Source organism: Flavobacterium sp. UBA5153 (genome assembly GCA_002413745.1).
Lineage (GTDB): Bacteria > Bacteroidota > Bacteroidia > Flavobacteriales > Flavobacteriaceae > Flavobacterium.
In genome coordinates this window covers 18,887-45,036 of the sequence record DHXP01000025.1, presented here as the reverse complement: position 1 = coordinate 45,036, position 26,150 = coordinate 18,887, and the positions used below count along the sequence as shown (strand labels likewise).

Annotated in this window: 27 protein-coding genes and 1 pseudogene; 5 read left to right on the top strand and 23 right to left on the bottom strand. The window is 35.0% G+C overall.

All coding sequences use genetic code 11. The annotated features are described in order from the left end of the window. Nucleotides 1–475: 475 nt before the first annotated feature. Both B2145_RS17700 and B2145_RS05400 read left to right on the top strand, forming a co-directional pair. Nucleotides 476–755, top strand: a pseudogene (locus tag B2145_RS17700) (transposase); the annotation flags it as partial. Nucleotides 756–838: 83 nt separating this feature from the next. Further along, nucleotides 839–1,885, top strand: coding sequence for a GntR family transcriptional regulator (locus tag B2145_RS05400; RefSeq protein WP_291099310.1), 1,047 nt, complete (start codon nucleotides 839–841; stop codon nucleotides 1,883–1,885). Nucleotides 1,886–2,017: 132 nt separating this feature from the next. Here the strand turns inward: B2145_RS05400 and rsmI are convergent, their stop codons facing one another. Together rsmI and B2145_RS05390 are read right to left on the bottom strand one after the other, a co-directional pair. Then, nucleotides 2,018–2,719 carry a 16S rRNA (cytidine(1402)-2'-O)-methyltransferase gene (gene rsmI / locus B2145_RS05395; RefSeq protein WP_291099308.1) on the bottom strand — a complete coding sequence of 234 codons (702 nt, stop codon included), beginning with the start codon at nucleotides 2,717–2,719 and terminating at the stop codon, nucleotides 2,018–2,020. Then, nucleotides 2,720–3,604 (bottom strand): hypothetical protein, encoded by an 885-nt coding sequence (locus B2145_RS05390; protein ID WP_291099306.1) that lies wholly within the window; start codon nucleotides 3,602–3,604, stop codon nucleotides 2,720–2,722. 248 nt (nucleotides 3,605–3,852) lie between these two features. On the opposite strand from B2145_RS05390, the gene B2145_RS05385 reads away from it, so the two are divergent. From B2145_RS05385 to B2145_RS05375, 3 genes are all read left to right on the top strand, one after another. After that, nucleotides 3,853–4,443 (top strand): thymidine kinase, encoded by a 591-nt coding sequence (locus tag B2145_RS05385; protein WP_291099303.1) that lies wholly within the window; start codon nucleotides 3,853–3,855, stop codon nucleotides 4,441–4,443. A 372-nt stretch (nucleotides 4,444–4,815) separates the two neighbouring features. Next, entirely contained in the window at nucleotides 4,816–5,856 is a 1,041-nt protein-coding gene (locus B2145_RS05380; RefSeq protein WP_291099301.1) for a hypothetical protein, read from the top strand. A gap of 24 nt (nucleotides 5,857–5,880) precedes the next feature. Continuing rightward, nucleotides 5,881–6,723 carry a polysaccharide deacetylase family protein gene (locus tag B2145_RS05375; protein ID WP_291099298.1) on the top strand — a complete coding sequence of 281 codons (843 nt, stop codon included), beginning with the start codon at nucleotides 5,881–5,883 and terminating at the stop codon, nucleotides 6,721–6,723. Between the two features lie 146 nt (nucleotides 6,724–6,869). On the opposite strand, the gene B2145_RS05370 is transcribed toward B2145_RS05375, so the two are convergent. From B2145_RS05370 to B2145_RS05270, 21 genes are all read right to left on the bottom strand, one after another. Then, nucleotides 6,870–8,123 (bottom strand): murein hydrolase activator EnvC family protein, encoded by a 1,254-nt coding sequence (locus B2145_RS05370; RefSeq protein WP_414654614.1) that lies wholly within the window; start codon nucleotides 8,121–8,123, stop codon nucleotides 6,870–6,872. A 23-nt stretch (nucleotides 8,124–8,146) separates the two neighbouring features. Next, nucleotides 8,147–8,932, bottom strand: coding sequence for a DUF4292 domain-containing protein (locus B2145_RS05365; RefSeq protein ID WP_291099292.1), 786 nt, complete (start codon nucleotides 8,930–8,932; stop codon nucleotides 8,147–8,149). 6 nt (nucleotides 8,933–8,938) lie between these two features. Further along, nucleotides 8,939–10,291, bottom strand: coding sequence for a tetratricopeptide repeat protein (locus tag B2145_RS05360; RefSeq protein WP_291099289.1), 1,353 nt, complete (start codon nucleotides 10,289–10,291; stop codon nucleotides 8,939–8,941). 135 nt (nucleotides 10,292–10,426) lie between these two features. Next, the gene (locus B2145_RS05355) at nucleotides 10,427–11,437 is read right to left on the bottom strand and encodes a sugar phosphate nucleotidyltransferase (protein ID WP_291099286.1); all 1,011 of its coding nucleotides are present in this window, start codon (nucleotides 11,435–11,437) and stop codon (nucleotides 10,427–10,429) included. A 92-nt stretch (nucleotides 11,438–11,529) separates the two neighbouring features. After that, nucleotides 11,530–11,964, bottom strand: a complete 435-nt coding sequence (dut, locus tag B2145_RS05350; protein WP_291099283.1) for a dUTP diphosphatase — start codon at nucleotides 11,962–11,964, stop codon at nucleotides 11,530–11,532. A 215-nt stretch (nucleotides 11,965–12,179) separates the two neighbouring features. Beyond that, nucleotides 12,180–13,652, bottom strand: a complete 1,473-nt coding sequence (locus B2145_RS05345; protein ID WP_291099280.1) for a lipopolysaccharide biosynthesis protein — start codon at nucleotides 13,650–13,652, stop codon at nucleotides 12,180–12,182. Nucleotides 13,653–13,747: 95 nt separating this feature from the next. After that, nucleotides 13,748–14,191 (bottom strand): GNAT family N-acetyltransferase, encoded by a 444-nt coding sequence (locus B2145_RS05340; RefSeq protein ID WP_291099277.1) that lies wholly within the window; start codon nucleotides 14,189–14,191, stop codon nucleotides 13,748–13,750. After that, nucleotides 14,182–14,505 (bottom strand): hypothetical protein, encoded by a 324-nt coding sequence (locus tag B2145_RS05335; protein WP_291099274.1) that lies wholly within the window; start codon nucleotides 14,503–14,505, stop codon nucleotides 14,182–14,184. Before B2145_RS05335 ends, B2145_RS05340 begins: the two co-directional genes overlap by 10 nt. Then, on the bottom strand, nucleotides 14,493–14,690 hold the full coding sequence (locus tag B2145_RS05330) for a hypothetical protein (protein WP_291099271.1): 198 nt from the start codon (nucleotides 14,688–14,690) through the stop codon (nucleotides 14,493–14,495). Before B2145_RS05330 ends, B2145_RS05335 begins: the two co-directional genes overlap by 13 nt. Nucleotides 14,691–14,860: 170 nt before the next feature. Continuing rightward, on the bottom strand, nucleotides 14,861–15,751 hold the full coding sequence (gene atpG, locus B2145_RS05325) for an ATP synthase F1 subunit gamma (RefSeq protein ID WP_291099269.1): 891 nt from the start codon (nucleotides 15,749–15,751) through the stop codon (nucleotides 14,861–14,863). A gap of 121 nt (nucleotides 15,752–15,872) precedes the next feature. Further along, complete coding sequence (gene atpA / locus B2145_RS05320; protein ID WP_291099266.1) at nucleotides 15,873–17,450, bottom strand: F0F1 ATP synthase subunit alpha; 1,578 nt, start codon at nucleotides 17,448–17,450, stop codon at nucleotides 15,873–15,875. 16 nt (nucleotides 17,451–17,466) lie between these two features. Next, complete coding sequence (atpH, locus tag B2145_RS05315; protein ID WP_291099263.1) at nucleotides 17,467–18,000, bottom strand: ATP synthase F1 subunit delta; 534 nt, start codon at nucleotides 17,998–18,000, stop codon at nucleotides 17,467–17,469. Between the two features lies 1 nt (nucleotide 18,001). Continuing rightward, nucleotides 18,002–18,502: a F0F1 ATP synthase subunit B gene (locus B2145_RS05310; protein WP_291099260.1), complete on the bottom strand. Its 501-nt coding sequence runs from the start codon at nucleotides 18,500–18,502 to the stop codon at nucleotides 18,002–18,004. An 81-nt stretch (nucleotides 18,503–18,583) separates the two neighbouring features. Next, complete coding sequence (atpE, locus tag B2145_RS05305) at nucleotides 18,584–18,775, bottom strand: ATP synthase F0 subunit C (protein ID WP_291099257.1); 192 nt, start codon at nucleotides 18,773–18,775, stop codon at nucleotides 18,584–18,586. Nucleotides 18,776–18,805: 30 nt separating this feature from the next. Beyond that, on the bottom strand, nucleotides 18,806–19,957 hold the full coding sequence (atpB, locus tag B2145_RS05300; RefSeq protein ID WP_291099254.1) for a F0F1 ATP synthase subunit A: 1,152 nt from the start codon (nucleotides 19,955–19,957) through the stop codon (nucleotides 18,806–18,808). Between the two features lie 114 nt (nucleotides 19,958–20,071). Beyond that, the gene (locus B2145_RS05295; RefSeq protein WP_291099251.1) at nucleotides 20,072–20,470 is read right to left on the bottom strand and encodes a hypothetical protein; all 399 of its coding nucleotides are present in this window, start codon (nucleotides 20,468–20,470) and stop codon (nucleotides 20,072–20,074) included. Between the two features lie 2 nt (nucleotides 20,471–20,472). Further along, entirely contained in the window at nucleotides 20,473–20,712 is a 240-nt protein-coding gene (locus B2145_RS05290) for an AtpZ/AtpI family protein (protein WP_291099249.1), read from the bottom strand. Beyond that, nucleotides 20,675–21,085: a bactofilin family protein gene (locus B2145_RS05285; protein WP_291099246.1), complete on the bottom strand. Its 411-nt coding sequence runs from the start codon at nucleotides 21,083–21,085 to the stop codon at nucleotides 20,675–20,677. The genes B2145_RS05290 and B2145_RS05285 overlap by 38 nt, the downstream gene beginning before the upstream one ends. A gap of 3 nt (nucleotides 21,086–21,088) precedes the next feature. Next, entirely contained in the window at nucleotides 21,089–23,629 is a 2,541-nt protein-coding gene (locus tag B2145_RS05280) for a tetratricopeptide repeat protein (protein ID WP_291099243.1), read from the bottom strand. 170 nt (nucleotides 23,630–23,799) lie between these two features. Continuing rightward, the gene (locus B2145_RS05275) at nucleotides 23,800–24,495 is read right to left on the bottom strand and encodes an ABC transporter ATP-binding protein (protein WP_291099241.1); all 696 of its coding nucleotides are present in this window, start codon (nucleotides 24,493–24,495) and stop codon (nucleotides 23,800–23,802) included. A 69-nt stretch (nucleotides 24,496–24,564) separates the two neighbouring features. Then, complete coding sequence (locus B2145_RS05270) at nucleotides 24,565–26,049, bottom strand: DUF5687 family protein (RefSeq protein ID WP_291099238.1); 1,485 nt, start codon at nucleotides 26,047–26,049, stop codon at nucleotides 24,565–24,567. Nucleotides 26,050–26,150: the final 101 nt, after the last annotated feature.

Sequence of the window (26,150 nt, the reverse complement as noted above, 5' to 3'; positions counted from 1 at the left end):
ATTCTGTAAAATCATCCTCTATTCGATGATACACCTCTAAAAGAAGCCTTTTTGGCATTACTTACCCAACGGATTACCCTTTAAAAGAGGAACGTATCTCAAATACCCAATTACCGTAATTATAAATTATTGAAATACAATACATTAAAAAAAACAAGTTAAAAAAAATGAGGAATTAAAAAAAATAAATTCAAATTGCGAAAACATTTTGAATTAGAATTTGCAATTTTTAGAGATTCCCATAATTTAATAATACTTTTTTTAAAAAATATGTTTATTTAAACTGATAATTTAAAATAATATCTAAAATATTTGGATAATGAATATTAAAAACTATATTTGTGTAATCGATTACACTATATAATGATTTGATTTAAATTCCTTGAAAAACAGTATGATAAACCAAATAAAAGGACGGTGTTTTATTTTTAATATAGTGTTCAATTATATTAGTAAAACCCCAGTACATTTATAAAAAGTACCGTTTAACGATTGTGTTTTATTGGAAGATAAAGGTTATTTGTCCTCAGATATCAGTTGAATTTGTTTGGGAATCACCAAATTAAACTAGAAGTTCCGATGGGGAAAAATTAGATCAATCAGAAAGAACAAACTTTATAATTAGAAAATCAAGAAAAAGAATTGAAACTTTATTTTCTCAATTATAGAGCCAATTTAGGATTAGAAGAAATTATGCGAAAAGTTTTATGGGTTTTAGAATAAGAATACTTTCTAAAATACAACCCTTACAATTATTCGATCCTTAAACAAGAGTTTAAATAGCAATGAATTAAAAGTTAACATTACCTAAATGCACCATGGGTATAATCCCTTTAAAATGAATACGATTAAATTTATTAATATTGGTGAAAATTCGCGAGTGCCTAAGTATAAGCAAATCGTGGATTCTATTATATATAATGTTTCCAATGGAAATCTTAAAATAGATCAAAAAATTCCATCAATCAATATGTTTAGCGAGGAATTTTATATGTCTAGAGACACGGTGGAAAAGGCATACAATATTTTAAAAGAACGAAAAGTAATTTCATCCATTAGAGGCAAAGGTTATTATATTACCAGAACAAAACTAATATCCAAAGTAAATGTTCTGTTTTTGGTTAATAAATTGAGTTCTTACAAAATGAAATCGTACAACTCTTTTATAAATAGTATTGGGCCAAATTCTCATACAGATTTGCATATATATCATTGTGATGAGAGCTTGTTTTTGAATTTATTGGCCAAAAATGAAGGGGCATACGATTACTATGTTATAATGCCACATTTTAAAACGGAAGATTTAAAACATGTTAGTTATACTGATGAGGTAGTTAAGGCTATTAAAAGAATACCGGAAGAAAAGCTAATTATTATGGATAATGGAAAGCTTGGAATGGAAGGAAATATTATTGAGATATATCAAGATTTTGAAAATGATATTTATAATGCTTTAAAGGAAGGTCTTACGAAAATAGCTAAGTATAAAAAGTTGATTTTAATTTATCCCGAAAAAGCAATATATCCCTATCCGAAGAGAATTTTACATGGGTTTAGGAAATTTTGCGTGGAACAGTCCATTAATTTTGAAATTCTTAATGAGGTATATGATGATATGATTCTTAAAAAAGAGGACTTGTTTATTACCATTGAAGAATCTGACTTGGTTAATTTGGTAAAGCAAATTAGGGATTATGAATTTGTTTTGGGAAAAGATATTGGTATAATTTCCTATAATGACACTCCCTTAAAAGAATTGCTCGGAATAACCGTAATTTCAACAGATTTTAAGGAAATGGGGGAAACTGCCGCCAGAATGATTCTTAATAAAGAAAAAGGCAAGGTGAAAGTCTCTTTCAATTTTATTGATAGGAATTCCATTTAATCCGATTTCACCTTATCCTTCAAATATCAACGATTTAATTTGACATTAAAACTGATGTAATTATCAAACCAGTTAGAATCCGGGTGTCTAATAAAAAAGTCGTTTTGCCTTTACCTCGCCCAATCATACAAATTATTCTTTGTCTTTCTTGTTCTCTTTTAGAACTGTTTTACCGCCAACCACAACCACAATTTCTCCCTTTGGTGGTTTGTTTTCAAAATGCGTCAACACTTCGCGAACGGTTCCACGAACATTTTCTTCGTGCAGTTTTGATAATTCCCGAGAAACACAAATTGGTCGGTCTTCGCCAAAATAAGTAATAAATTCGCCCAAAGTTTTGACTAATTTATGTGGCGAAACATACAAAATCATTGTTCTGGTTTCTTCGACAAGTGCTAAATATCGAGTTTGTCTTCCCTTTTTGTCGGGCAAAAACCCTTCGAAAACAAATTTGTCATTTGGCAAACCACTATTGACCAAAGCCGGAACAAAAGCCGTTGCTCCAGGCAAACACTCGACAGTAATTCCGTTTTCGACACAGGCGCGTGTAAGCAAAAATCCGGGGTCAGAAATGGCTGGCGTTCCCGCATCAGAAATCAACGCAATGATTTCTCCCGCTTTCAATCGCGAAATTAAATTCTCCACCGTTTTGTGCTCGTTATGCATGTGATGGCTGTGCATGTGGGTTCCAATCTCGAAATGTTTTAAGAGTTTCCCGCTTGTACGGGTATCTTCTGCCAAAATCAAATCGACTTCTTTAAGAATCCGGACGGCTCGAAAAGTCATGTCTTCGAGATTACCAATTGGCGTTGGAACAACATATAATTTACCCATTTATGAGAATTTTTTTTCGACAATTTCTATAAAACGTTGTGCATAATCCTCTTTTCCTTCCCAACTGTTATAATCTGGTTTTACCAAGTCTTCAATAAAATTTTGGGCGTCTTCAAAATTATCATACGTAATTAACTGATTTAAAACTCGGTTATAATCCTCATCGCTATTGCCGAAAAGATGTTTCACAAAGGCAATCCTGTCATTTAAATCTATATTTATGCCTTTTGACAGTTTTTCGTTCAGGGAAACTTTTTTTGGCTCAATCTTTTCTGGGTTTTCTTCAATGTCTCCAAAAAGTTCTTCCTCTGAAAAATCGGCTTCTTCTGGAATGTCAAAAGCGATTGTAGTTGGCGTTTCTTCACTTTGATCCACTTTTACAAATAGCGGTTCTCTATAATCCGCACCTAATAAATCCAAAAAGGAAATTTGAACTTCTTCCGGTTTATTTGGGACTTCCTTTTCTTCCTCATCGTCCAATTCAAATGTAGGTTGAAATTCAATATTATCCAATTCTATTGATTCGTCCTCAATTATTTCTTCCAATGCTATTTCATCAATTTGTTCCGATGAAGTTTCAATTTTCTCATCGGTTACAACTACATCTGCAACAATTTCTTCTGCAACAATTTCATTATTTGCTTTATTTGCCCTGAACTCCAATACAGTATTGTTTTCAAAAAACTCTTTCATTTTTTCTACTATTTCGGCTTGGCCAATAGTGGGTTTTGCTCCTCCAAAATGCTCCTCAACAAATCGCAAAATAGAAAGTTTTTCGTATAATTTCTGTGATTCAATGTATAATTGATTGATGTCAGATTTGTTTTTAATTTGTAATACTCTGTGTGCAATGCTCATTAAGTCGGCTTCCAATCTTTTTTTCATAACTTTTGAAATTATAGTGAGTAAGTTGTGTCTTTATTAATAAATTTATTCTTTGTTTTTTATTTAGCCAAAGGAGAAAGCAACCTTTAATCACAATATTATTATTTTGCAAATAAGTGTTCGCGGATCTTCGATTTGATAAAAATTTTCTACTTTTGAAATAATCTAAAAGTATAAAATTTTTATATCGGTTTGTTTCGTTACAAAGTAATAAAAACTATTCATTTTAAGAGCAAGAAAAATACAAAATGTTTCTCGAAAATACAGTAAATCATAAAGAACAATTTGGCTGGATCGAAGTTATTTGCGGTTCGATGTTTTCGGGTAAAACCGAAGAACTCATTCGCAGACTAAGGAGAGCCCAATTTGCCAAACAAAAAGTCGAAATTTTCAAACCCACCATTGATACTCGTTATCATGATGAAATGGTCGTGTCGCATGATGCCAATGAAATTCGTTCCACACCAGTTCCAGCAGCCGCAAACATCGCTATTTTGGCGCAAGGCTGTGATGTCGTTGGTATTGACGAAGCGCAATTTTTTGATGACGAAATCGTGAAAATATGTAATGATCTGGCAAATCAGGGCATTCGTGTTATTGTTGCCGGATTGGACATGGATTTCAAAGGCAATCCTTTCGGTCCAATGCCTGCGCTTATGGCTACTGCCGAATATGTTACCAAAGTGCACGCAGTTTGTACTCGAACCGGAAATCTGGCAAATTACAGTTTTAGAAAAACCGATAATGACAAACTTGTCATGCTCGGCGAAACCGAAGAATACGAGCCCTTGAGTCGCGCCGCCTATTATTATGCAATGAAAAAAAATGAAGGAAAATAATTTATTTTAGACGTGGTGATTTCTTGATTTTATTTACAATAAGAAATCCTTTCCATTCACAATTCTAGGCTAATCGCAGATCAAACGCATTAAAAAAAAATGAACACGAATTACACTAATTGTCACAAATTATAATGATTTTAAGATTAAATTACACAAATTTTATCTCCCTTGGGCAGATTAGTGACCCGAGACCAAAGGTCGAACAGACGAAGTAAATAAAAACCTAACAGATTTCGTGTAAATTTGTGCAATTCGTGTAAAAAACTTAAAATAATTTTAATGCGTTTGAACTGATTGTTTCCTTATAAATTTAATAGGCCGTTCTAAATGCCGTATCTTTACGTTTATTATATCAAATAGTGATACTTTATGAAAAAGTCGTTCCTTACATTCCTTCCATTAATGCTTCTCTTTTCTATGCTGTTTTGTGCCAGCAGTTGCAATTGGGGTAAAGCTTCCGAGGCAATCGCCGAAAACGGAAAAAAAGAAATTGTAAAACCCAAACCTATTCCGGAAAAAAAAGTTTCTGTAATCGATACTGCCGATTACAACAAAAGAATGTTGGCTTTAGCCAACAACGACACTAGCGGAAGATGGCCAGTGAAAAAAATTCCTTATCCGCTGCCAGGAGCCATCTTGCCGTATAACAGAATCATTGCTTATTACGGAAATCTTTATTCAAAAAGAATGGGGATCTTAGGCGAATTGCCCAGAGATGAAATGATTAAAAAACTACAGTCGGAAGTGGCTAAATGGCAAGCCGCCGATTCAACCGTAAAGGCAATTCCCGCCTTGCACTACATCGCCATCACGGCACAAGGTGCACCCGGAAAAGCAAATTTACACCGAATGCGAATGCCTTTTAAACAGATAGATACAATTATAAAGTGGGCAAAGCCAATTAATGCTTTGGTGTTTTTAGACGTTCAGGTTGGGCATAGTACGGTGAAAAATGAAGTTGCCTCGCTGGAACCTTATCTGAAATTACCCAATGTTCATTTGGGAATTGACCCCGAATTTTCCTTAAAAAATGGCGAAATTCCCGGTACCAAAATAGGCACTTTCACTTCAGATGATATCAATGATGCCATAGACATTTTAGCGGACTTGGTGCGAAAAAATAAGTTGACCCCGAAAGTTTTGGTAGTACATAGATTCACACAAGGAATGGTGACGGGCTACAAAAATATAAAAAAAGTACCCGAAGTTCAGGTAGTTATGAATATGGATGGATTTGGCGACAAGGTTTTAAAAAAGTCGACCTATAAATCTTATATTTTTAGAGAGCCGGTACAGTTTACTGGTTTTAAATTGTTTTATAAAAATGACATTAAGAAAAACTGGACAATGTACACGCCTGAGGAATTGGTCAAATTTACCCCTAAGCCCATATATATTCAATATCAGTAATTCATTGCACTCAACTTTTAAAAAATGAAAAAAATAATGTTTTCCCTTTTCGTTGGACTTTTCTTATTGGCAAGCTGTCAATCTAAACCTGATACGATAAAAAAAGATACGGCTTTTGCCCAAATACAAGTCAAGAAAGAAGCTCCCAAAAAGAAGGATGCCAGCCCGGAACAAATTCTTTCAAAACCCGAAGTACCCGTGTTGTGCTATCATCGCATCCGCAATATTCTTGCGAGTGATGGACCAAATATGAAAACATATTCGGTGGCTCCTGCCGCTTTTGCCCAGCAAATGAAAGCTTTGTCAGATAACGGCTATCACACCATTTTACCAGCCCAATTGAGTGAGTATTTGCTTCGTGATGGCAAATTACCCTCCAAACCTGTCATAATTACTTTTGATGACACTCGTGAAGAACATTTCAATATAGGTGCTGCCGAAATGAAAAAATATGGCTACAAAGGGGTGTTTTTCATTATGACAATTTCTATAAACCGCCCCGGATATATGACGAAAGAGCAAATCAAGAATTTGTCGGACAGCGGAAATGTTATTGGCGCCCATTCTTGGGATCATCATATGGTCACAAAATATGTGGGAGCAGATTGGGAAACCCAACTCACAAAACCAAAAAAGAAACTGGAAGAAATTATCGGCAAACCCGTAACTTATTTTGCCTATCCTGATGGAATATGGAATTCGGCTGCCATTACAGAAATAAAAAAAAGCGGATATAAACTTGCCTTTATCCTTTCTACCAAAAGGGATTCTGCTGAACCACTTTATACTATCAGACGAGTAATTGTTGCCGGATCTTGGTCAACTCCTGGATTCCTGAAAGCGATACAATCCAGTTTTAACAAATAATCCCTTAAGAAAGGGTTATTGGTAAATCATATTGAATCTGTAAAAATTATGGATTTCTGTTCATTTTATTTTATAAAAACAAAGAGCACTATTTTATTCCTGAATAAAATAGTGCTCTTTATTTTTGCGCCCCGATTCATTGTTTCTTACATATTATACAACCAACTAGCCGGATTATCGTAAGTGGTATTCTGCGAAATGGTAAACTTAATAACCGTTTTTCCGGTATCGCCATTGGTTCTTATTTTGCCAATGTTTTGCTTTATGCTTACTTTGTCACCCTTGCTAACATATACCGAGCTCAAGTTTTGATATACCGTGAAGTAATCACCGTGTTGTATCATTACGGCTTTATTTACAGGCGATAAAATTATGACACTCGTTACCTCTCCTCCAAAAACGGCTCTCGCATTTGCCCCTTGATCGGTCGTGATTTCCACGCCGCTATTGTGGACGACTAATGTACTAAAAACAGGGTGTGGTTGGTCGCCATATGGCAAAGACACAAAACCTTTTTCAACCGGCCATGGCAATTTTCCTCTATTGGCTCTAAAGTTGTCGGCTAAAATTTTTGTCTCGGCCGTCAATACTATTCTTGATGAAGATACTGCTGTTTTAGACACGCTTGCAGTCGGGTTTGCTTTTGCATTTTCGGCTGCCGCTTTTCTATTGGCTTCGGCTATGGCTTCCCGAATCAATCTGTCTATTTGTTTATCGATGGCTCTTGACTCCCGTTGTTTTTTCCTGATTTCGGCAGCTATTTTATTCTTGTCTTTTTTAATCGTCTTTACCAGTTTTTCTTGTTCCTTTTTTTCCTTTAAAAGCGACAATCGTTCTTTTTCATTTTCATCAATCAGTTTTTGTTTGGCTGTTTTTTGAACAGTCAGTTTCCCGTTATAAACAGTCAGTTGGTTTGATTTTGATTTTATTTCCTCGCCCTGCAATTTCCTGTAATTGGTGTATTGCTTCATATACTGGACTCTTTTATAAGCTTGCAGAAAATTTTTGGACGAAAGTATAAACATCGCCCTGCTTTGTTCTGATCGGCTTTTATAGGATTTCACAATCATTCTGGCGTAATCTTCCTTGAGTACGGCAAGTTCCTTCTTTAGTTTGTTGATTTGTATTTGATTGACATACATATCGTTACTCAACAACTTGGTTTGCTTTTCGGTAGTGTTAATCAGTTTTTCCTTGAGCTTGATTTTATTGGTTTGAATCATAAATACATTCACCGCCGATTTTTCTTTTTTCTTTACCGATTGCAATAATGCTTCATTATCTCTAATTTCTTGCTGTATTTGGGCTTTTCGTGCTTCTAATTTTTCTTGCTGCGTTGATTGGCTCCACAATAGTGAAGTCATGCTTATAAAAATGAGACTTAGGAGAAATTTTGGCATCTTAAAAATATATTTATGCAAACTTACTTAATTATAATTCTTTTGTAACCATTTGGAACGCTATAAGGAAAAGAAAGTTCACCATTGAAGGTTACGGTGTTATATTCTAGATTTATTTCGGTTTTACCATTCTTTTGAAAAGTATTTATGAGTATGCTCGAAGGCAATATCGCTTCCTTGTAAACTATGTCATTTGAATAGGCAACCTGAATCATTCTTCCTTCAGCCGTTTGTGTTATTTCCTGTTTTGTGACAAAAAATTTATTGGCATCAAAATAGAAGGATTTCTTGGTATTGTTGTCTGACGTATCATCCAGTCTATAGGTTTGATCAACTAATGATTCCGTGTATTTTCCTTTTTTTAAATCGTCAATGGCCTGACCCAACAACATGTTTTGAATTTTGTTAAAATCCAAATCGGTTCCCAGCCACTGGCTCAATGCACTAAAATCACCTTCAAAATAACTGCCACTAATCTTTTCATAATAGCTCACTGCCGTTGGAGTAATCGATGCTTTTGCCATCGTGATGCCCAAAAATCGAATGCTTATCAAGATTTGTTCGTCTTTCTTGATTTTTATTTCGGCGGTAACATTTTGCGTTTGTTTTCCATCCGAATATTTAGCGTTGGACTTTATATATAATGTCGAAAAGTCGGTTTTATTGTTGTAGTAGTTTTCTATTATTTTGTTGGCTCTCAGATGGGTTGCCTTTTCTGTTGCTCCAACCACCGCCGCTTTCGATTTACAGGAAACAAGAGTCAGCGAACTAGCAAACCCAACCAACATTAACAACAAGAATTTTTTCATTAGAATTTATTTATTTTTTGTTTTTAATAATTCATCTGCTTTAGAAAAATACAGTTCTTTTTTCTTTAAATCCCCCAATCCATTATAGGCCTCACCAAGCTGAATGTTGAAATTAATTTCCAAAACTACATCATCAATCACATAATCCATTCCCATTTCCAGCATTTCTTTTGCTTTTTTGAATTGCTTCAACTGATTGTTGGCTAAACCGGAAAAATAGTGAAACTGGGGCTGAGTAGGGAAAGTTTCAACCATTGCCGTTGCTTTATTGTTTAATAAATCAAATTGCTTCGTTTCTAAATAAGCTTGAAACAAAAGCAGATTAGTTTCAATATCTTCCGTCGAATTATTTTTTAAAGCTTGCTCATAATACTGAACCGCTTTGTCCCACTGTTTTTTATTATGGTAATACTTCCCTATTTCTTTAGCAACATCTATGTTGTCATCATTGGCGAAATACGAAATGGCTTTTCCCAAATCGGGTGCAAATTGGGGATTTGTATCTACAAAAATCAAGAATTCATTCAGGATTCGGTGTTTGATTTTGGAATCCATTTTCGTGCTTGCCAAAACTATATTCATTGAATTTACGGCTTTTTGTCCTTCATTCAAATCCAAATAATATTTGAACAAACCCACTTGCGCCCATTCCGATGTTGGAATTTCCGATTCTAGTTTTCGTGTGATTTCAAACGCTTTTTCAGCCTCATTATTTTCCGAATACAGCCGAATCAAGGCAACATAATTCAATTCCTGTTTTGGATTTTTATTGATTTGGTCAATCAAATTAGCAATTTCCTCATTTTGATATTTCCCTTGAGACAAAATCTGCATTTTGTACAATTCCCTCCTATCCGACTTTCCAATTTTATCGTTCAACTCATTAATGAGAGAGAGCGCTTTGTCAAATTGTTGCGTGTTCATATAAAGTGAAACCAAATCTTCTTTGTAAATTTCGTCAAATTCAATCAATTTATTGACCACAACAATTGCCCGATTAAAATTTTTGGTTTGATAATTCACGTCATACATTCCCAACCAAAACCATTTGTTTTTGGGGTCAATCTGAGTAGCTTTTTCGAATGAATTATAGGCGTTTTCATAATCTTTTAACGCCAACTTATTCTTTCCCAATTCGAAATACACGGTGGCATCATTGGGTTTTATTTTTGAACATTCTTCTAATGCTACAATAGCTTTGTCATAATTCTCAATGCCTTTTTGCTTCAAAGACTCATAAAAATAATCTTGGAATTTATCCGTTTCAGGCTTGATTTCCTCGGGTTCCGCTTGTGCCAATAGCACCGCCGAATTGCAAAGCAAAACCAAGAATAAAAAGAAGGAAACCGTTTTTTTCATTTATATTTTTTCAAATATTTCAATCAACGGATTAAAATCCGTTACTACAATATGTCTCGTTCCTACGGAACTATCATATAACATAATAGAGCCGTAGGATCGAACTATTTTGTAAGGCTGGACTTTAGTCCAGTTTTACTCCAAAACCGAATAATCCCCAATACTGATACTCGTGAAATCACCGTCAAAACTGGCGTGATTCCCAATCATTGCATTGTCTAGATTGGCGTTTTTTATATGAGAATGCGTTTGTACCAAACTGTTTTTTATAGTGCTATTACTCACGTGACAACCGTTCCCTAAAGATACATTGGGTCCAACAGTTGCGTTAATCAAAACCACGTCTTCGCCGATATAACAAGGAGGAATGATAGTTGAATTCTCCGATTTCACGTCATAATCTACCAAATGTTCTCCGTCATTGTGCAAAAAGCCCAACATTCTGGAATTGGTTTCAACGGTAACATCTTTGTTTCCGCAATCCATCCACTCAGCGACTTCTCCTGGCACAAAAACCATACCTTTTGCCATCATTTGCTTGATGCCATCATTAATTTGATATTCGCCACCGTTAATAATGTTGTTATCCAAAACAAATTGCAATTCATTTTTTAGAACGGCAACATCTTTAAAATAGTAAATTCCGATAACGGCAAGGTCAGAAACAAATTCTTTAGGTTTTTCGACCAATTCAATAATTTGATTATCTTCGTTCAAATTGACCACGCCAAAAGCTTGGGGTTGATCTACTTGTTTTACCCAAATAACACTGTCGGCATTTTGGTCTAAATCAAAATCGGCACGAATTAAAGTATCGGCATAAGCAATAACAGCTGGTCCACTCAAAGATTCTTTGGCACACATAATGGCGTGACCTGTTCCTAGTGCCTCGTTTTGATAGTAAATAGTTCCTTTGGCGCCTAACTTTTGAGCAATTGCAATTAGTTCCTCTTCTACTTTTTTTCCAAAACTTTCGTGAATAATAAAGGCAACTTCTTCAATTTTTTGATTTAAAACACCTGCTATATCTTCGACCAAACGGTGCACGATTGGTTTGCCGGCAATTGGGATTAATGGTTTAGGAATTGTTAATGTGTGTGGTCTTAATCTGGAACCCCGTCCAGCCATTGGCACTATTATTTTCATTTGTTGTTTTTATTAAAAGATTTAATGATTGAAAGATTTAAAAAAATTTCGAGAATCTTTGAATTATTAAATCTTTGAATTATTGAATTTATTTATTTAACCCCCGTGCTACCAAAACCGCCTTCGCCACGAGACGTTTCGGATAATTCCTGAACTTCTATCCATTGTGCTCTTTCGTGTTGGGCGATGATGAGTTGCGCGATTCGTTCGCCATTTTCGATGACGAATGCTTCGTTGGATAAATTTACTAAAATTACACCAATTTCTCCACGATAATCGGCATCGACTGTTCCGGGTGAATTGAGTACCGTTATTCCTTTTTTGGCTGCCAAGCCGCTTCTGGGACGCACTTGGGCTTCGTAACCTATGGGTAATTCGATGAAAAGTCCCGTTTTTACAATGGCTCTTTCTAAGGGTTGCAACGTTATTGATTCGGTAAGGTTTGCTCTTAAATCCATTCCTGCCGAGGCTATGGTTTCATAGTTAGGCAAGTCGTGTTGCGATTTGTTGATGATGTTTATGGTCATATTTTTGTTTTGTTTTGAAGGGACAAGTCGCGACTTGTCCGTACTTATGTTTTGGTTGTCCGTACTTATATTATTGGTTTTTAGCCGTGATGGAAGTGAAAAGCCTTTTGAGATAAAATTGTATTTTTTCCTGGATGAAAAGAGCGACCAAAGGAAGCTCCTTTTTGGACTTGGAAAAACCAATTTTATGAAAAAGCTTGCAACGTACAGCGCGATTAGCTTCCACTAACTTTTCTTTTCAAAATTCGGTTTAATGTTTCTTTTTCATTGTGATATATAAAATACAAGAATAGGACCAATAATGGGATTCCGACAAAATAGTTTTCGCGGAAATAATAGAAGGATATTATGGAGAACAGGATTGACAGTCCCAGATAACCTCCAATTTTTTTGATGTCGTAAGGAATGGGGTAATATTTGTTGCCCAAGATATACGAAATCAACATCATTGTCCCGTAAGCCGCGATTGTCGCGATTGCCGAACCATAGTAACTCATGGAGGGAATAAGCAAAAAATTAAGGGCGAGTGTCACAATGGCGCCAACAATTGAAATATAGGCTCCAATGTAAGTCTTGTCGATTAGCTTGTACCAAACCGAAAGATTGGTGTAAATTCCCAGAAAAAAATTGGCCAATATAATCAACGGGACGACTTTCATGGCTTCCCAATATGAAGAATCGCGTATCATGAGATATTTGAAAACATCGGCAAAAACGATGACTGCCAGCAAAATGAAAGAGCCGAAAATAACGAAATATTTTGTAACGGTGGCATAGGTCTGGGGTGCGTTTTTATCTGAAGCGTGGCTAAAAAAGAAGGGTTCGATTCCTAAAGTATAGGCAGTTCTATATAAAACCATAAACAAACCCAGTTTATAACAGGCCGAATAAACACCCACTTGGGCATCGGCGATATTGGCGGGCAATAATTTTCCCAAAAGGATTTTATCGAATTGTTCGTTAATGGCAAAGGCAATTCCGGCTATCATTATTGGTAAACCATATCGCATCATTCGTTTCCATAAACCGAAATCGAAATTCCATTTTAATGAAAAATAATTAGGCGAAAGCGCTATAAATGTCAGCAAACTGGCAATAATATTAGAAACAAAAATATAACCAATTTCGAAGTTGTCTGCATACAAAGAGCTCAAAAAACCACTAGGATGAGCTGCTGCTATTTTTGGCAAATAAATTAAAAAAAATAGGTTTAAACCAAGGTTGACGATAACATTTCCTATTTTGATTATGGCATAAGCCATTGGTTTTTGGGTTGCCCTTAATTTTGAAAATGGAACAATTACCAATGCGTCAAGCACCAAAATCCAAATTGTATAGGTAATGTATTGAACATCAATTCCCGAAAATGAAGCCAATACATTTCGGAATAATAATGCTGGAAAAAGGAAGATTATTGTGGACCAGAAAACAGAAACCATAGTGGTTTCGACAACCGATTTTTTGTCGGTTTCGTTATTGTAAAATCTAAAAAAAGAGGTTTCCATCCCGTAAGCCAGAATGACATTGAAGAAAATCATATAGGCAAAAATGATGGTGACTTTACCATATTCTTCTTTTGGGAGTAAATCCGTGTAAAGTGGCACCAATAAAAAACTGAACATGCGCGGTAAAACCGTTGCTAGTCCGTATATGGCCGTTTGTTTGAAAAGATTTTTATATAATCCCAAGGAGGTGTGTTTTTATTTTACGAAACAAAAATAACCATTTCTATCGTTTAATGTTGATTTTGTCGGTTCAATATGTTCAGTTTTTATCAAACGTATTAGGACAACCCTTCTTCATTTAACATTTTAATGAAATGGAATCCTCTGGGATTATAACCCTGATTGTAATAGAAACGATGGGCGGTAAAATTCCCCGTAAATGCATCGAGAACAATCATGGTACATCCCAAATCTGTTGCTTTTTGGTTGACAAAATCGGTTAAAAGTTTTCCAACTCCCTTGGAACGATGCTCTGGATGAACGATAAAATTATCTACTTCTAAATATTTTCCTGACCAAAGCTTTGTTCCAGACCAGCAACCGGTAAGTCCAAGGCATTCTTCATTTTCGAAAACTGCAATTTGGGTATAATTATGCGGAATCATTTCTTTCAAATAGGATTCGTATTTTTCTAAAGTAAAATTGGGATATAAATGCTTCATCATTTCAAATTGGGCAAGCATTTCATCTATTGTCGTAATTTCTATTGTTTTTAAAGCCATTTTGCTTCTTTGGAGTGACTGTTTATAATATTGGTAATTAAATAATTATTTTCTGATTTTTCAAAGAAAATATACCAAGTGGTTCGTTGATTTGATTTGTAGAAAATATAATTTGTGCCAAATGATTGAAGTATTTTTGGTGTTTTCCTTGATGGAAAAGTTGAAATATTACTTTCGATAAAATTCAAAATTTTATCTTTGTAAATTATCGCATTTTCTAAATAACTGAAATAATCCTCCTTAAATAAGATAAAAACTAACTCATTAAAATAATCTTCAGTCTCGGGCTTGTAAAACAATTTTACTTTTTCCAAGGCAACGATTTTATGTATTCAGTGGTTCTTTCTCTAAATTCGTCAGCAGAAATCCCTTTTTTAAATTCTTCGTCAAAATTAAAAGTTGTCTCCCTTTTAATTTTAACTATTTTGTTTAAAATAGCTTCATCTTCAATTGAAGTTATCCAGTCTATAAGTTCTTTTTTTTGGGTTAATGTTTCCATCTCAAAATAAATTTTAATCAAAGTTAATGATTTTTATAAACAAATCATTTTATAAAAATATGAAACAAAAAAGAGTCCCGCAATTGTGGGACTCTTAAATATATTTTAAAAAAATTTCTTATCCGTTCAAAGTTTCGCTATTTGAAAATTTGAAAAAATTTTATTTTCTCTTATCCGTTCAAAGCTTCCGCTCCACCAACGATTTCAAGGATTTCGTTAGTGATAGATGCTTGACGTGCTTTGTTGTAAGTCAATTTCAATTGGTCTCTCAACTCGGTTGCGTTGTCCGTTGCTTTGTGCATTGCGGTCATACGAGCTCCGTGTTCTGAGGCAAATGAATCTCTAATTCCTTTATATAATTGTGTTTTCAATGATTTTGGAATCAAGGTTAACACGATTTCTTCTTTTGATGGTTCAAAAATATAATCACCAGTTGAAACTGGTTTAGCTACGCTCTGTTCGCCTTTGGCTCGAGTGTCTGATTTTATTGGAGCCAATGGTAAAAATTGTTCGGTTTGAACGATTTGTGTAGCCGCATTTTTAAATTGATTGTAAACCAATTCAATTTTGTCATATTCGCCAGAAACAAATTTTTGGGTCAATGTTTCGGCTACTTTAGTAACGTTGTCAAATGTCAATTCGTCAAAAACGTGACTTTGATTGTCAACAACTGTAAGTGATTTAGTCAAAACATCATTCCCTTTTTTGCCAATGGCAAAAACATCCACTTGCATTCCTGCGTAAAATTGAGAACGGCTTTTAACTTCCTTTATCACATTCGAATTAAAAGCGCCGCATAAACCTCTATTTGAAGTGATGGCAACAATTAATACTTTTTTAAGCTCACGTTGTGTTGTAAACTCACCGCCCACATCTCCGTCAAGAGTTGCAGAAAGATTTTGCAATAATTCCGTTAATTTTTCGGCATAAGGTCGCATTGCCGTGATGGCATCTTGTGCCTTCTTTAGCTTTGCTGCAGAAACCATTTTCATTGCCGAAGTGATTTGCATCGTCGATGAAACGGAAGTAATTCTATTACGGATTTCCTTTAAATTTGCCATTTTTTCCCCTCCCCAACCCTCCCCGAAGGGGAGGGAGACCAAACGAGGGCATCTGTCTTATATTAATATTTTATTTCTATCTCCCTTTTTGCTCCTCCCCTTTGGGGAGGCTGGGTGGGGATTAGTTATATTTCGCTGAAACTTCTTTTGCCACTGTTTCAAGAACGTCCGTGATTTCGTCAGTCAGTTTACCTGCTTTCAATGCATCAAGGGTAGCTCTATTTTTGTTGTTCAAGTATTCCAAGAAGTCTTTCTCGAATTCTTTTACTTTATTAACAGGAACATTTCTCAACAAGTTTTTTGAACCTGCATAGATAATTGCCACTTGGTCTTCAACCGTAAAAGGACTGTTTAAACCTTGTTTCAAGATTTCAACGTTTCTTCTACCTTTTTCAATTACGTTTAAAGTAACGGCATCCAAATCAGAACCAAATTTTGCAAACGCTTCCAATTCACGGAATTGCGCTTGGTCCAATTTTAATGTTCCAGCCACTTTTTTCATTGATTTAATCTGTGCATTTCCACCCACACGTGATACCGAAATACCTACGTTAATCGCTGGACGAACACCTGAATTAAACAAATCTCCATCCAAGAAAATTTGTCCGTCGGTAATCGAAATTACGTTTGTTGGGATATAAGCAGAAACGTCACCAGCTTGAGTTTCGATAATTGGCAAAGCAGTCAAAGAACCACCGCCTTTTACGATACCTTTCAATGAATCCGGTAAGTCGTTCATATTTTTTGCAATTCCGTCATCGGCAATAACTTTACAAGCTCTTTCCAATAATCTTGAGTGCAAGTAGAAAACGTCTCCAGGATATGCTTCACGTCCCGGTGGTCTTCTTAATAAAAGAGAAACCTCACGGTAAGCAACAGCTTGTTTAGATAAATCATCATAAACAATCAAAGCTGGACGACCTGAATCTCTAAAATATTCTCCAATTGCAGCACCTGCGAAAGGAGCATAAACTTGCATTGGAGCTGGATCAGAAGCATTGGCAGCAACAATAATGGTATAAGCCATTGCGCCTTTTTCTTCAAACATTTTTGCGATTCCTGCTACAGTCGAAGCTTTTTGTCCGATGGCAACATATATACAAAACACAGGTTTTCCTGCATCGTAAAATTCTTTTTGATTCAAAATGGTATCAATACAAACAGTTGATTTACCTGTTTGACGGTCACCAATAACTAGTTCACGTTGTCCACGACCAACCGGAATCATAGCATCAACTGCTTTTATTCCTGTTTGTAATGGCTCAGTAACTGGTTGACGGAAGATAACTCCAGGAGCTTTTCTTTCCAAAGGCATTTCGAATAATTCACCGCCAATTGGCCCTTTTCCGTCAATTGGAAAACCAAGTGTGTTTACCACACGACCTACCATTCCTTCTCCTGTTTTAAGAGAGGCAATACGTTGTGTTCTTTTTGCAGTTGATCCTTCTTTTATTCCTGTTGATGGTCCCAAAAGTACCACACCAACATTGTCTTCTTCAAGATTCAAAACGATAGCTTCAAGTCCGTTATCGAATTCTACAAGTTCGCCGTATTGAACATTTGACAAGCCGTAAACACGGGCAATACCATCTCCAACGTTAAGAACTGTCCCAACTTCTTCAAGTGTAGCGCCAGATTCAAATCCTTCTACTTGCTTTTTTAATATTGCTGAAATCTCAGCAGGTTTAATTTCCGCCATAATTATTTATAAATAACTAGTTACTTAATTCTCTTTTTAAAACTTGTAATCTGTTGGCAATGGAAGCGTTGTACTGCTTGTCGCCTATTCTTAAAATAAACCCTCCAATGATTGAAGCATCTACCGTGTTTTCAATGGTAATTTTTTTGTTTGAAAAGGTTGCGATTTTAGCCAAAACTTTAGCTTCTAATGTAGCATCCATAGGAATGGCTGTAGTCACTTTGGCAACTTCAACTCCATTCATAACGTCAAACAATTTGTTGTATTCTGATGCAATGACTTCCAGAATTTCAAATCTCTTGTTCTCGAACAATAAATGGAAAAGGCTTTTAGTTACCGCATTTACAGTAGCAAAAACTTCCAAAAGTGCACTTTCCTTTACCTCAACTTTAACGGTTGGGTTTTGGATAAAAGTACTTAATTCCGCATTGCTGTTTATAGTCGAAGCGATTAAAGACATATCATTACTGACTTCAGTAGCAACAGTTTTTGAATCTGCTATTTCTAAAATTGCTTTTGCGTAACGAATTGCTGCTCTTGTACTTGCCATATTAGTTTAATTTAGCGTCACCTAACATTTTCTCCACCAATTTTACTTGGGATTCTTTGTTAGACAGTTCCTCTTTTAATAATTTCTCGGCAATTTCGATTGACAAATTAGAAACTTGCGTTCTCAATTCGGCCATAGCGGCATTTTTTTCGCTTTCGATTGCGGCTTTTGCTTGCTCAATCATTTTTTGACCTTGAAACTGAGCTTCATTTTTAGAATCGGCAATCATTTTCTCTTTCATTTCACGTGCATCTTTTAGCAATGCGTCACGCTCTAATCTTGCTTCATGCAAAATGCGTTGGTTGTCTGCCTGAAGATTTTGCATTTCTTTTCTGGCGTTTTCTGCAGAAAGTAAAGCGTTTTTGATTCCTTCTTCTCTTTCATTAACGGCATCAAGAATTGGTTTCCATGCAAATTTCTTTAATAAGAATACCAATCCAACAAATATTAATACCTGCCAAAAAAACAAACCTAACTCAAACTGATTTATTAACTTTTCCATGTTATGTATCTATAAAATATTTAATATAATAATAAAACACCGGTTGCAACCAACCGTTGCAACTAGTGTTTTGAGTTTTAATTATGATGCGAATAACGCAGCAAAACCAATACCTTCAATTAATGCCGCAGCAATAAGCATAGCGGTTTGGATTTTTCCTGAAGCTTCCGGTTGACGAGCAATAGCGTCCATTGCTGAACCACCAATTCTACCAATACCTAATCCTGCTCCAATTACAATTAATCCTGCTCCTACAATTTGTGGAATTTGCATAATATATATATTAAAAATTAAACACTCTTATTAAACGTGCACTTCTTCGTGCCCGTGTTCTTCCTTTGCCGATCCGAAATACAAAGCAGACAACATGGTGAAAATATATGCTTGTAAAAACGCGACTAATATTTCAAGAATAGAAAGTACAAATGACAATCCAAAAGACAAACTACTTCCTAACCAGCTTTTAAAGATAAACATCAATCCGATGATACTCATCAAAACAATATGACCTGCAAAAATATTGGCATACAAACGTATCATTAACGAGAACGGTTTGATAAAAACCCCTAAAAGTTCAATTGGAGCTAACACAATCCGCATTACTTTAGGCACCCCTGGCATCCAGAAAATATGTCCCCAATAATTTTTATTTGCAGTAAGATTTGTAATTAAAAACGTAAGTATCGCCAATGAAAATGTAATGGTTAGATTTCCTGTCACATTTATACCAAATGGCATTAATCCAAATATATTTAAGAATAATACAAAGAAAAATATGGTTAACAAATAACTCATGTATTTCTTATAATGTTTTTCGCCAATATTTGGAATTGCAATTTCGTCACGAATATACAATACGACCGGTTCAAAAATTCTACCGGCTCCAGAGGCTATCCCTTCGTTTTTACTGTATGATTTTGCTAATCCGGTAAAAATCAAAAACATTAAAATCGCAGCAATTATAATCGAAAAAACTGTTTTAGTTATAGAAAAATCTATCGGACGAACATTGGTTGGAAAACCTGTTTTTTCGTCTTCTGTAATAGTTCCGGAAGCATCTGTTTTGTATATTTTCCCGTCATGATGATTTATTTTGTAAAAGTTCCCATTAGATTCCGCTACAGCTTCACCATGTTCAAATTTAGAAGAAGAAAAAATCTGTAAACCATTATCCAAAAGAATAATCGGTAACGAAAAACCATAATGTTTTCCCGTTACTTCATCTTCAGTAAAAGTAAATTCGTGAGCATCTAAAACGTGATGATTGATAAATGCTTTAATTTTAGATTTTACATCTGTCGGTTCAGCATGAGTTTGCGTTTCCTCAGCAGCCTGAGGAGCAACTCCAGATTTGACTTGAGTAGAATCAACTGTAGTATTGGCAAAATTAATTAATGGCAAAAAAGCGATTAAAATTGCAACTATAAAATGGAGTGGTTTTTTTGAAAACACCATATCTTTTTTTACTTTATTTTTACTTTCTGAAATTTGGTGCAAATGTACATCTTTTCTTAATACACAAAGAACTTAAAATATTTTTTTTGACGGAATTATTGATTTATAAGTATTTTATTGCTTATTATTTAATATTCTTATCGTTACGACCGTCTCAATTGCTAAAAAAAGCGCAAATGTGATAAAAAAATTAATTTTTTCTGTTATGGCATTTGAGTTTCCGGAATGCAATATAGGTGATAAAATCATATAGGAAACGGCCATTTTTATAAAAGTAAGCAACATAAAAGTATAACCTACATTATCAATATTTTTGGCTTTTACCCGAATCAAAATGAATAAAAGAAGTATCGAAAAACCAAAGAAAAATCCATAAACAACTTCTATTGGAAAATGGAAATTTTGATATTTTGGATTATTCCCGTTAAGGTAAAAAAACAATTTGTGAAGAAGATAGACTAAAATGGATAAAAATATTACTTCAAAAATGGCTTGGTACTTTTTTAATTTCATAGCTACTCTTCCGGGGATTTATTGATGTCTTTTAGTTGTCTGTTGATGTTATAAAAGGCCAGAGCAACTCCAACCAAAGTTAAAATTTTGACGAATACATTATGTGAATTCGGATAATTTCCGTCTAACCAATTTCCTAGATAAGAGAACAGAAAAACAATTGCTCCCATTTGTATGGGAATATTGATAAGGGCGAGCCATTTATTATTGGTTCGTTTCTTCGGGTTTTGGTTGTCCGTCATTTGCAATGTGGTTTTTTACGTTGGTCTTCATCAGACAAGAAGCACTAAAATCAGCACCTGGTTCCACAGATAATTTCCCTACCGTAACTTCACCATGAATGCTTGCTTTGGATTTCACGTTCAGTATTTCGGCAATATGAATCTTGCCGTTGAATTTTCCTTCGATGTCTGCATTTTTGCACACAATGTCACCTATAACAATTCCTGCCGGACCAATGACAATTTTTCCCTTTGATTGAAAATTTCCTATTAATTCACCATCAAGTCTGAAGTCGGCTTGCGAAATAATATCTCCTTTTATTATGGTTCCTTCTACAATTCTATTGGTCTTTCCTAAAAGTTCGGTGTATGATTTTGGTTTTTTGTCAAACATATTTTACGGCTTTTTTGGTGCTGGATAACTTTCCATATTTTTCTTGATTTGAATTACTTTGTAGTTTTCATTGGAAACCACAATGGCAGGCTCGGTAATTTTATATTTTTCTTCTAATGACTTAACAATAGCTTTTGCATATTCTTCCGAATTTATGCCGTGAATGGTAACAAAACTTTCTTTTTCAGTATAAGTGTCACAGGAATAAAAAAGTGTTTTATGGTTTTCGTTGGCGATAAACTTGTTGATTTTTTCTTCTATCGCAGCTGTGTTTTTATTGTCAAGAGTTGGAACTTTATATAGAATTTTCCAGTTTTTGGTGTCAACGGCATTAAAATCCATTTTTTCCAGATACGGGATTTGTGTGGTCAAAATTTCAAGGGCATTCTTTCCTTCTTCACTATTCGGGTAATTGTCCGCAACGTTTTGCATTGCATTTTTATACCCTTCCAATCCCTTGAGTTTTCCAATGGTGTTTGCTCTAAGCAATTCGAATTTCGAGACAATTTCATCTCCGGAAAATTGATTAATCAGGTCATCCAAATTTTCCAACACAGTAGTAAATTGTTCTTCCTGATATAATGTATACCATTTGTTGTACACGCCCTCGGGGGTTTCATTTTCGGAAACGGCATTAGGATTTGTATTGTTTATTATTTGTGCATAGCGAGAATTTGGAAATTGGGCAGAAATACTTTTTTGCATCGCTTCCGCTTTGTTAGCATCGGTAATTTGATAAATCTTGTATAAATTATACATTGCGGGAAGAACCAGCTTTTCTTCCGGATTATGCTGTAATAATTGCTCTAGTTTATTGCTCGCCAATTTGTATTCCTTGAATTTTTCCTTATAAATGATCCCAAGCTGGTAGTAGGCAAGATTACGTTCCTTAACAATGCTGTCTATCGCTGTTTGCGTTTTTGGGAGTTGTTTTAGATAAAAATCAGTGGTATATTTTTCTGCTATTTCTTCTTCTGCTAACTTGTTCTCCTCTTTTATTTTGTCACTGCTTATGGTATCGTTAAGCTTTATTTTGGCTTTGCTGGTTGATGAGCGCCAATTGTCTTTTGAAAATCTATTCCCCCATATTTTTTGGAATTCCAATTTTCCGAAAGCCACCATTGTAGGATTATAAAAATAGAAAACATTCGCCGTTTCTTTTATGGATGCGTTGGCAATTGTGGGTGGTGCCAGCGATGCTTTTTTTGTTGGTTTCCCGGTTTCTTGTATCGAAGAAACCTGATTTCCGGAATTGGATTTGCTGTTTCTTTCAATGTTTTTAAGTTTTGCTTCCTGTTTTTCTAAAGCAATTTTCTTGGCTTCATCCGTCTTTTTTAATTTATCGACATAATTTTCAAAATATAAAATTCTATCCGCTTCAGACAAAGAAACTATATTTATAATACTGTCATTTCTCTTGGCGATAGCTTCATATTCTATCACTTCGTCTAAATTTTTTCTTGTTTTTTGAATATGAAGATACTCTCTTATTTTAACATCTAATTTCACTAAGGTACTATCGTAATACTTCGCTGCATTTTGATAATCGGCATTTTTAAAATACATATTCCCTAAATTTCTATAGTTTGACGCAACTAAATATTGATCTAATGAAGATTTTTTTAGAGAAGCATTATAAAAATTAATGGCCTGTTTTTGATTGTTGTTTTTATCGTAAAAAACACCCATTTGATGAAAAATAACATCTAAAAATGGTCTGTTTTCCCTGTCCTTAATTAGGTCGTTATATGTTTTTAAAAAAGCAGTCGTGTCTCCCCTTTGATAATCAAATAATTGTGCCTTTTTTGCGTGGGCCTGAATAACATATTTCCTTTCAGCTTTTCTATTCATCGCAATAACGGATTGATAGCAATCTACTGCGCTGTCTTTTTTTCCTAATTCTTCATACAGCTGGCCCAGTATAAAACGGTATCTGGCCTTTTCGGCATTTATTTTAGTGAATCTTTCGGCAACTTTTAATTTTGCCACGGCGCTATCGGTTTCTTCAAGATTTAGGAAGGCTTCTGATAAAAGGGCATTGGCATTAGCAACAACTTGTTTTTTAAGCTTTTTTTCATCCAAAAGTTTGGTTATGTTTTTTACGACCTGCGCATCGTTACCCAAACGCATATTGGTTTTTTCTCGCCAAATTTTGGCTTCGTAAATTTTATCGCTATTGGGATATTTGTATAAAATATAATTGAAGGCATCTAATGCGGGAACAAATCTTTGGTCATAATAACGTGATTTCCCGAGCAGCAAATAGGCTTCGTCTATCTGGCTGTTTCTTTCCCTTCCGCCAATATTCATTGAATGTTTCTGAATTGCTTTGGTGGCTTTGGCTTCGGCAAGTTCAAAATCGCTGTTTTTTGGTTTTCCAACAGCGGTAATCTCATCATTGATTTGCATTCTTTCGATGGGCAATCGCTTCCAAAAATTGTCTTTGCTATTGGCTTTTATGCCTTCTATTCCTTTGTCTAATCCTATTTGACCATTATATAAGATATTGTCCCTTGTGCTTAAGGCATGGGAATTTCTTGACATAAAAGTGTCTTTCCTGGTCGAACAAGCAACCAAAAAAAACAAAAATGCTATAAAGAATGTGTGTTTAATTGCCTTGGTTTTCAATGAGAAACATTTTATCATTTAACTTTTAAAAGCACGTTTTAGTATAATGACTGGTAAAAATACGTTTCTTTTTGAAATATTGAAATTTAAACTGCAAAAAACGTTTCCAGCTCTTGTAACGTTTCTTGCGATGTTTGAATGTCTTTGACCACTTCCCCTCTGTTTAAAACGACAATCCTGTCGCAAACCTCAACGGTATGTTGCAAATCGTGGCTCGAAACCAGCACGGTAACGTCAGGTTTTTCGGCAAGTTCCTTGATGATTTTTTTCAGGCGGCTTACCGTTGTTGGATCCAAATTGGCAAAAGGTTCGTCAAGAATTAGGACCTCGGGATTGCCGATTAGCGTGGCAATAATTCCCACTTTCTTTTGGTTTCCTTTGGATAAATCGCGTAAATATTTTTTGCTTTTCAGGATTTCACCATTAAAAAACTCTTCGTGTTTGGCCAATAAAGCATCGACATCGGCTTTGTTTTGATTGCGCAAATCACCTATGAAATAAAAATATTCTTCGGGCGTGAGATAGCCAATCAGGAAGCTTTCGTCAAGAAAGGAAGCCGTAAAAGGTTTCCAGTCTTCGCTAGTGTTCACCTGAACTTCGTTGTTGACAATGTGTCCCGTTGAAGGCTGGATTAAATCCAATATCAAACTGAAAAAAGTGGTTTTTCCTGCACCGTTGTTTCCCACCAATCCAAAACTTTGTCCTTTTGGAATTTCAAGATTTTCTATTTTTAACACGGTAGTTCCGTTGTATGTTTTTGAAAGATTTTGTACTTGGATCATTTTAAAAAGGTTTATTCGGTTATTTGTTAATTTGGTTAATCATTCTGGAATTAAACTATAAAAATTAGTTTAATTTTCTTGCTGTTTGAAGCCATCAATGGTGGCATATTTTCTTTTTCGATAGCCTTCTGCGATTTTGTCAATCAGGAAATTTCTCATTCCAATTCCGATAATGCCAAATAATGCCAAAACTATTATGGCGATTTCTGGATTTAAAATAGTAGAAACGCCATAAAAAAGCAATGCAGGAAATGCCATCAAAGGCAATCCAACAATCCATTGAGTCGCGCCCGTTCCTTGATAATTCATAAACGGACTTTTCTCTAAGTCGATTTTCTTTTTATTGTACGACCCCGCAAACAATAAAATCGGAATATTTACACCCAAATTATAAGTGGCGCAGGCCAAATTGATTGCCAAAACTCTCCAACCAAAATAAAGATAGGGCGTGCTCAAAATTGCTAAAACAACAACCGAAACCGACATCAATCCCGCTTTTGAAGCCAAATATTGTTTCAAGGGAATGTTTTGCGACATCATCATTCCGTAATAATTACTGTCCCAGGAAGGAATAAATTGCCCGAAGTTGAGCATAAAAATTCCCGTCATCAAGATTCCAACGACCACAAAAAAGGCTGGCGTATCTTTATAATGTGGATTCGTGTAAATAATTAATCCGTAAGCCAAGAATATAAATGACATCCAAACCGCGGTTCTTGGTCGTTTGTTTCTCCAAATTAATTTTAAATCCAATTGCAAAAAGGGAGCAATTTCACCAAAACGTTTTGTCCAACCCAAATCAGTTGTGGTTGCTTCTTGTGCTTTCGATTGCAGGCTGTTATCCAAATAAAAATTGTGTTTCAGATAATTGAAATTCAAAAAGTACATTCCCGCCAAAATCAAAATTGGAACAAGAGCCAAAACTGGTTGCTCGACCAATGTGTTTAAAACGGCGCCAATAGTTGTGCTGATTTTGAAAACATTAAAATATTCCAAAGCCGCTAAAACCAATACAAAAAATACAAAAACAAGAAATACTTTTATGTTTTCGGCAAACTTTTTCTTGATTAAAAAATTGGTGTAATTCACAATCAAAGCCAAGGCATACATCGCCAACATCCAAACTATACTATTGATTGTCGCATAATTTCCGCTCAAAATGCAAAATATCCCGAAAGGAACAATCATCAATAACGGGAAAATATTATAAACCGAAGTCAGGCTTTTTAGCAACACAAAGTGAATCACTTTTCCTTTTTTTATGGGCAAAACCAGCAAGGGCTTAATGTTCATTACCGGCAAACTTTGCATAAAAAACCTCAGAATCAAATCGGCAGCCATCCAAAAAACCACAAAATCATTTACGATGGTTAATGGTTTCTGGTTGGGGAAGCTTTCCTCTAAAATGGGATAAAGTGCAATTCCCAAAACCAGAAAAGAAAGTAAAAAATAAATTGCCAAGAATCCCATCAGGATTTTTAGACCAATGCTTTTCCCCAAACTTGCCGAACGAAAAAAAGCTTTAAATTCGAGATTGATAAAATGTTTGAACATATATTGTGGTTTTGGTTTTTGTGATTAGTTGCTAAAACAATCCAAAGTTACCGTAAATTTAAAATATTCCTTAATTTATAAGTCCGATTTATTTGTCGTTT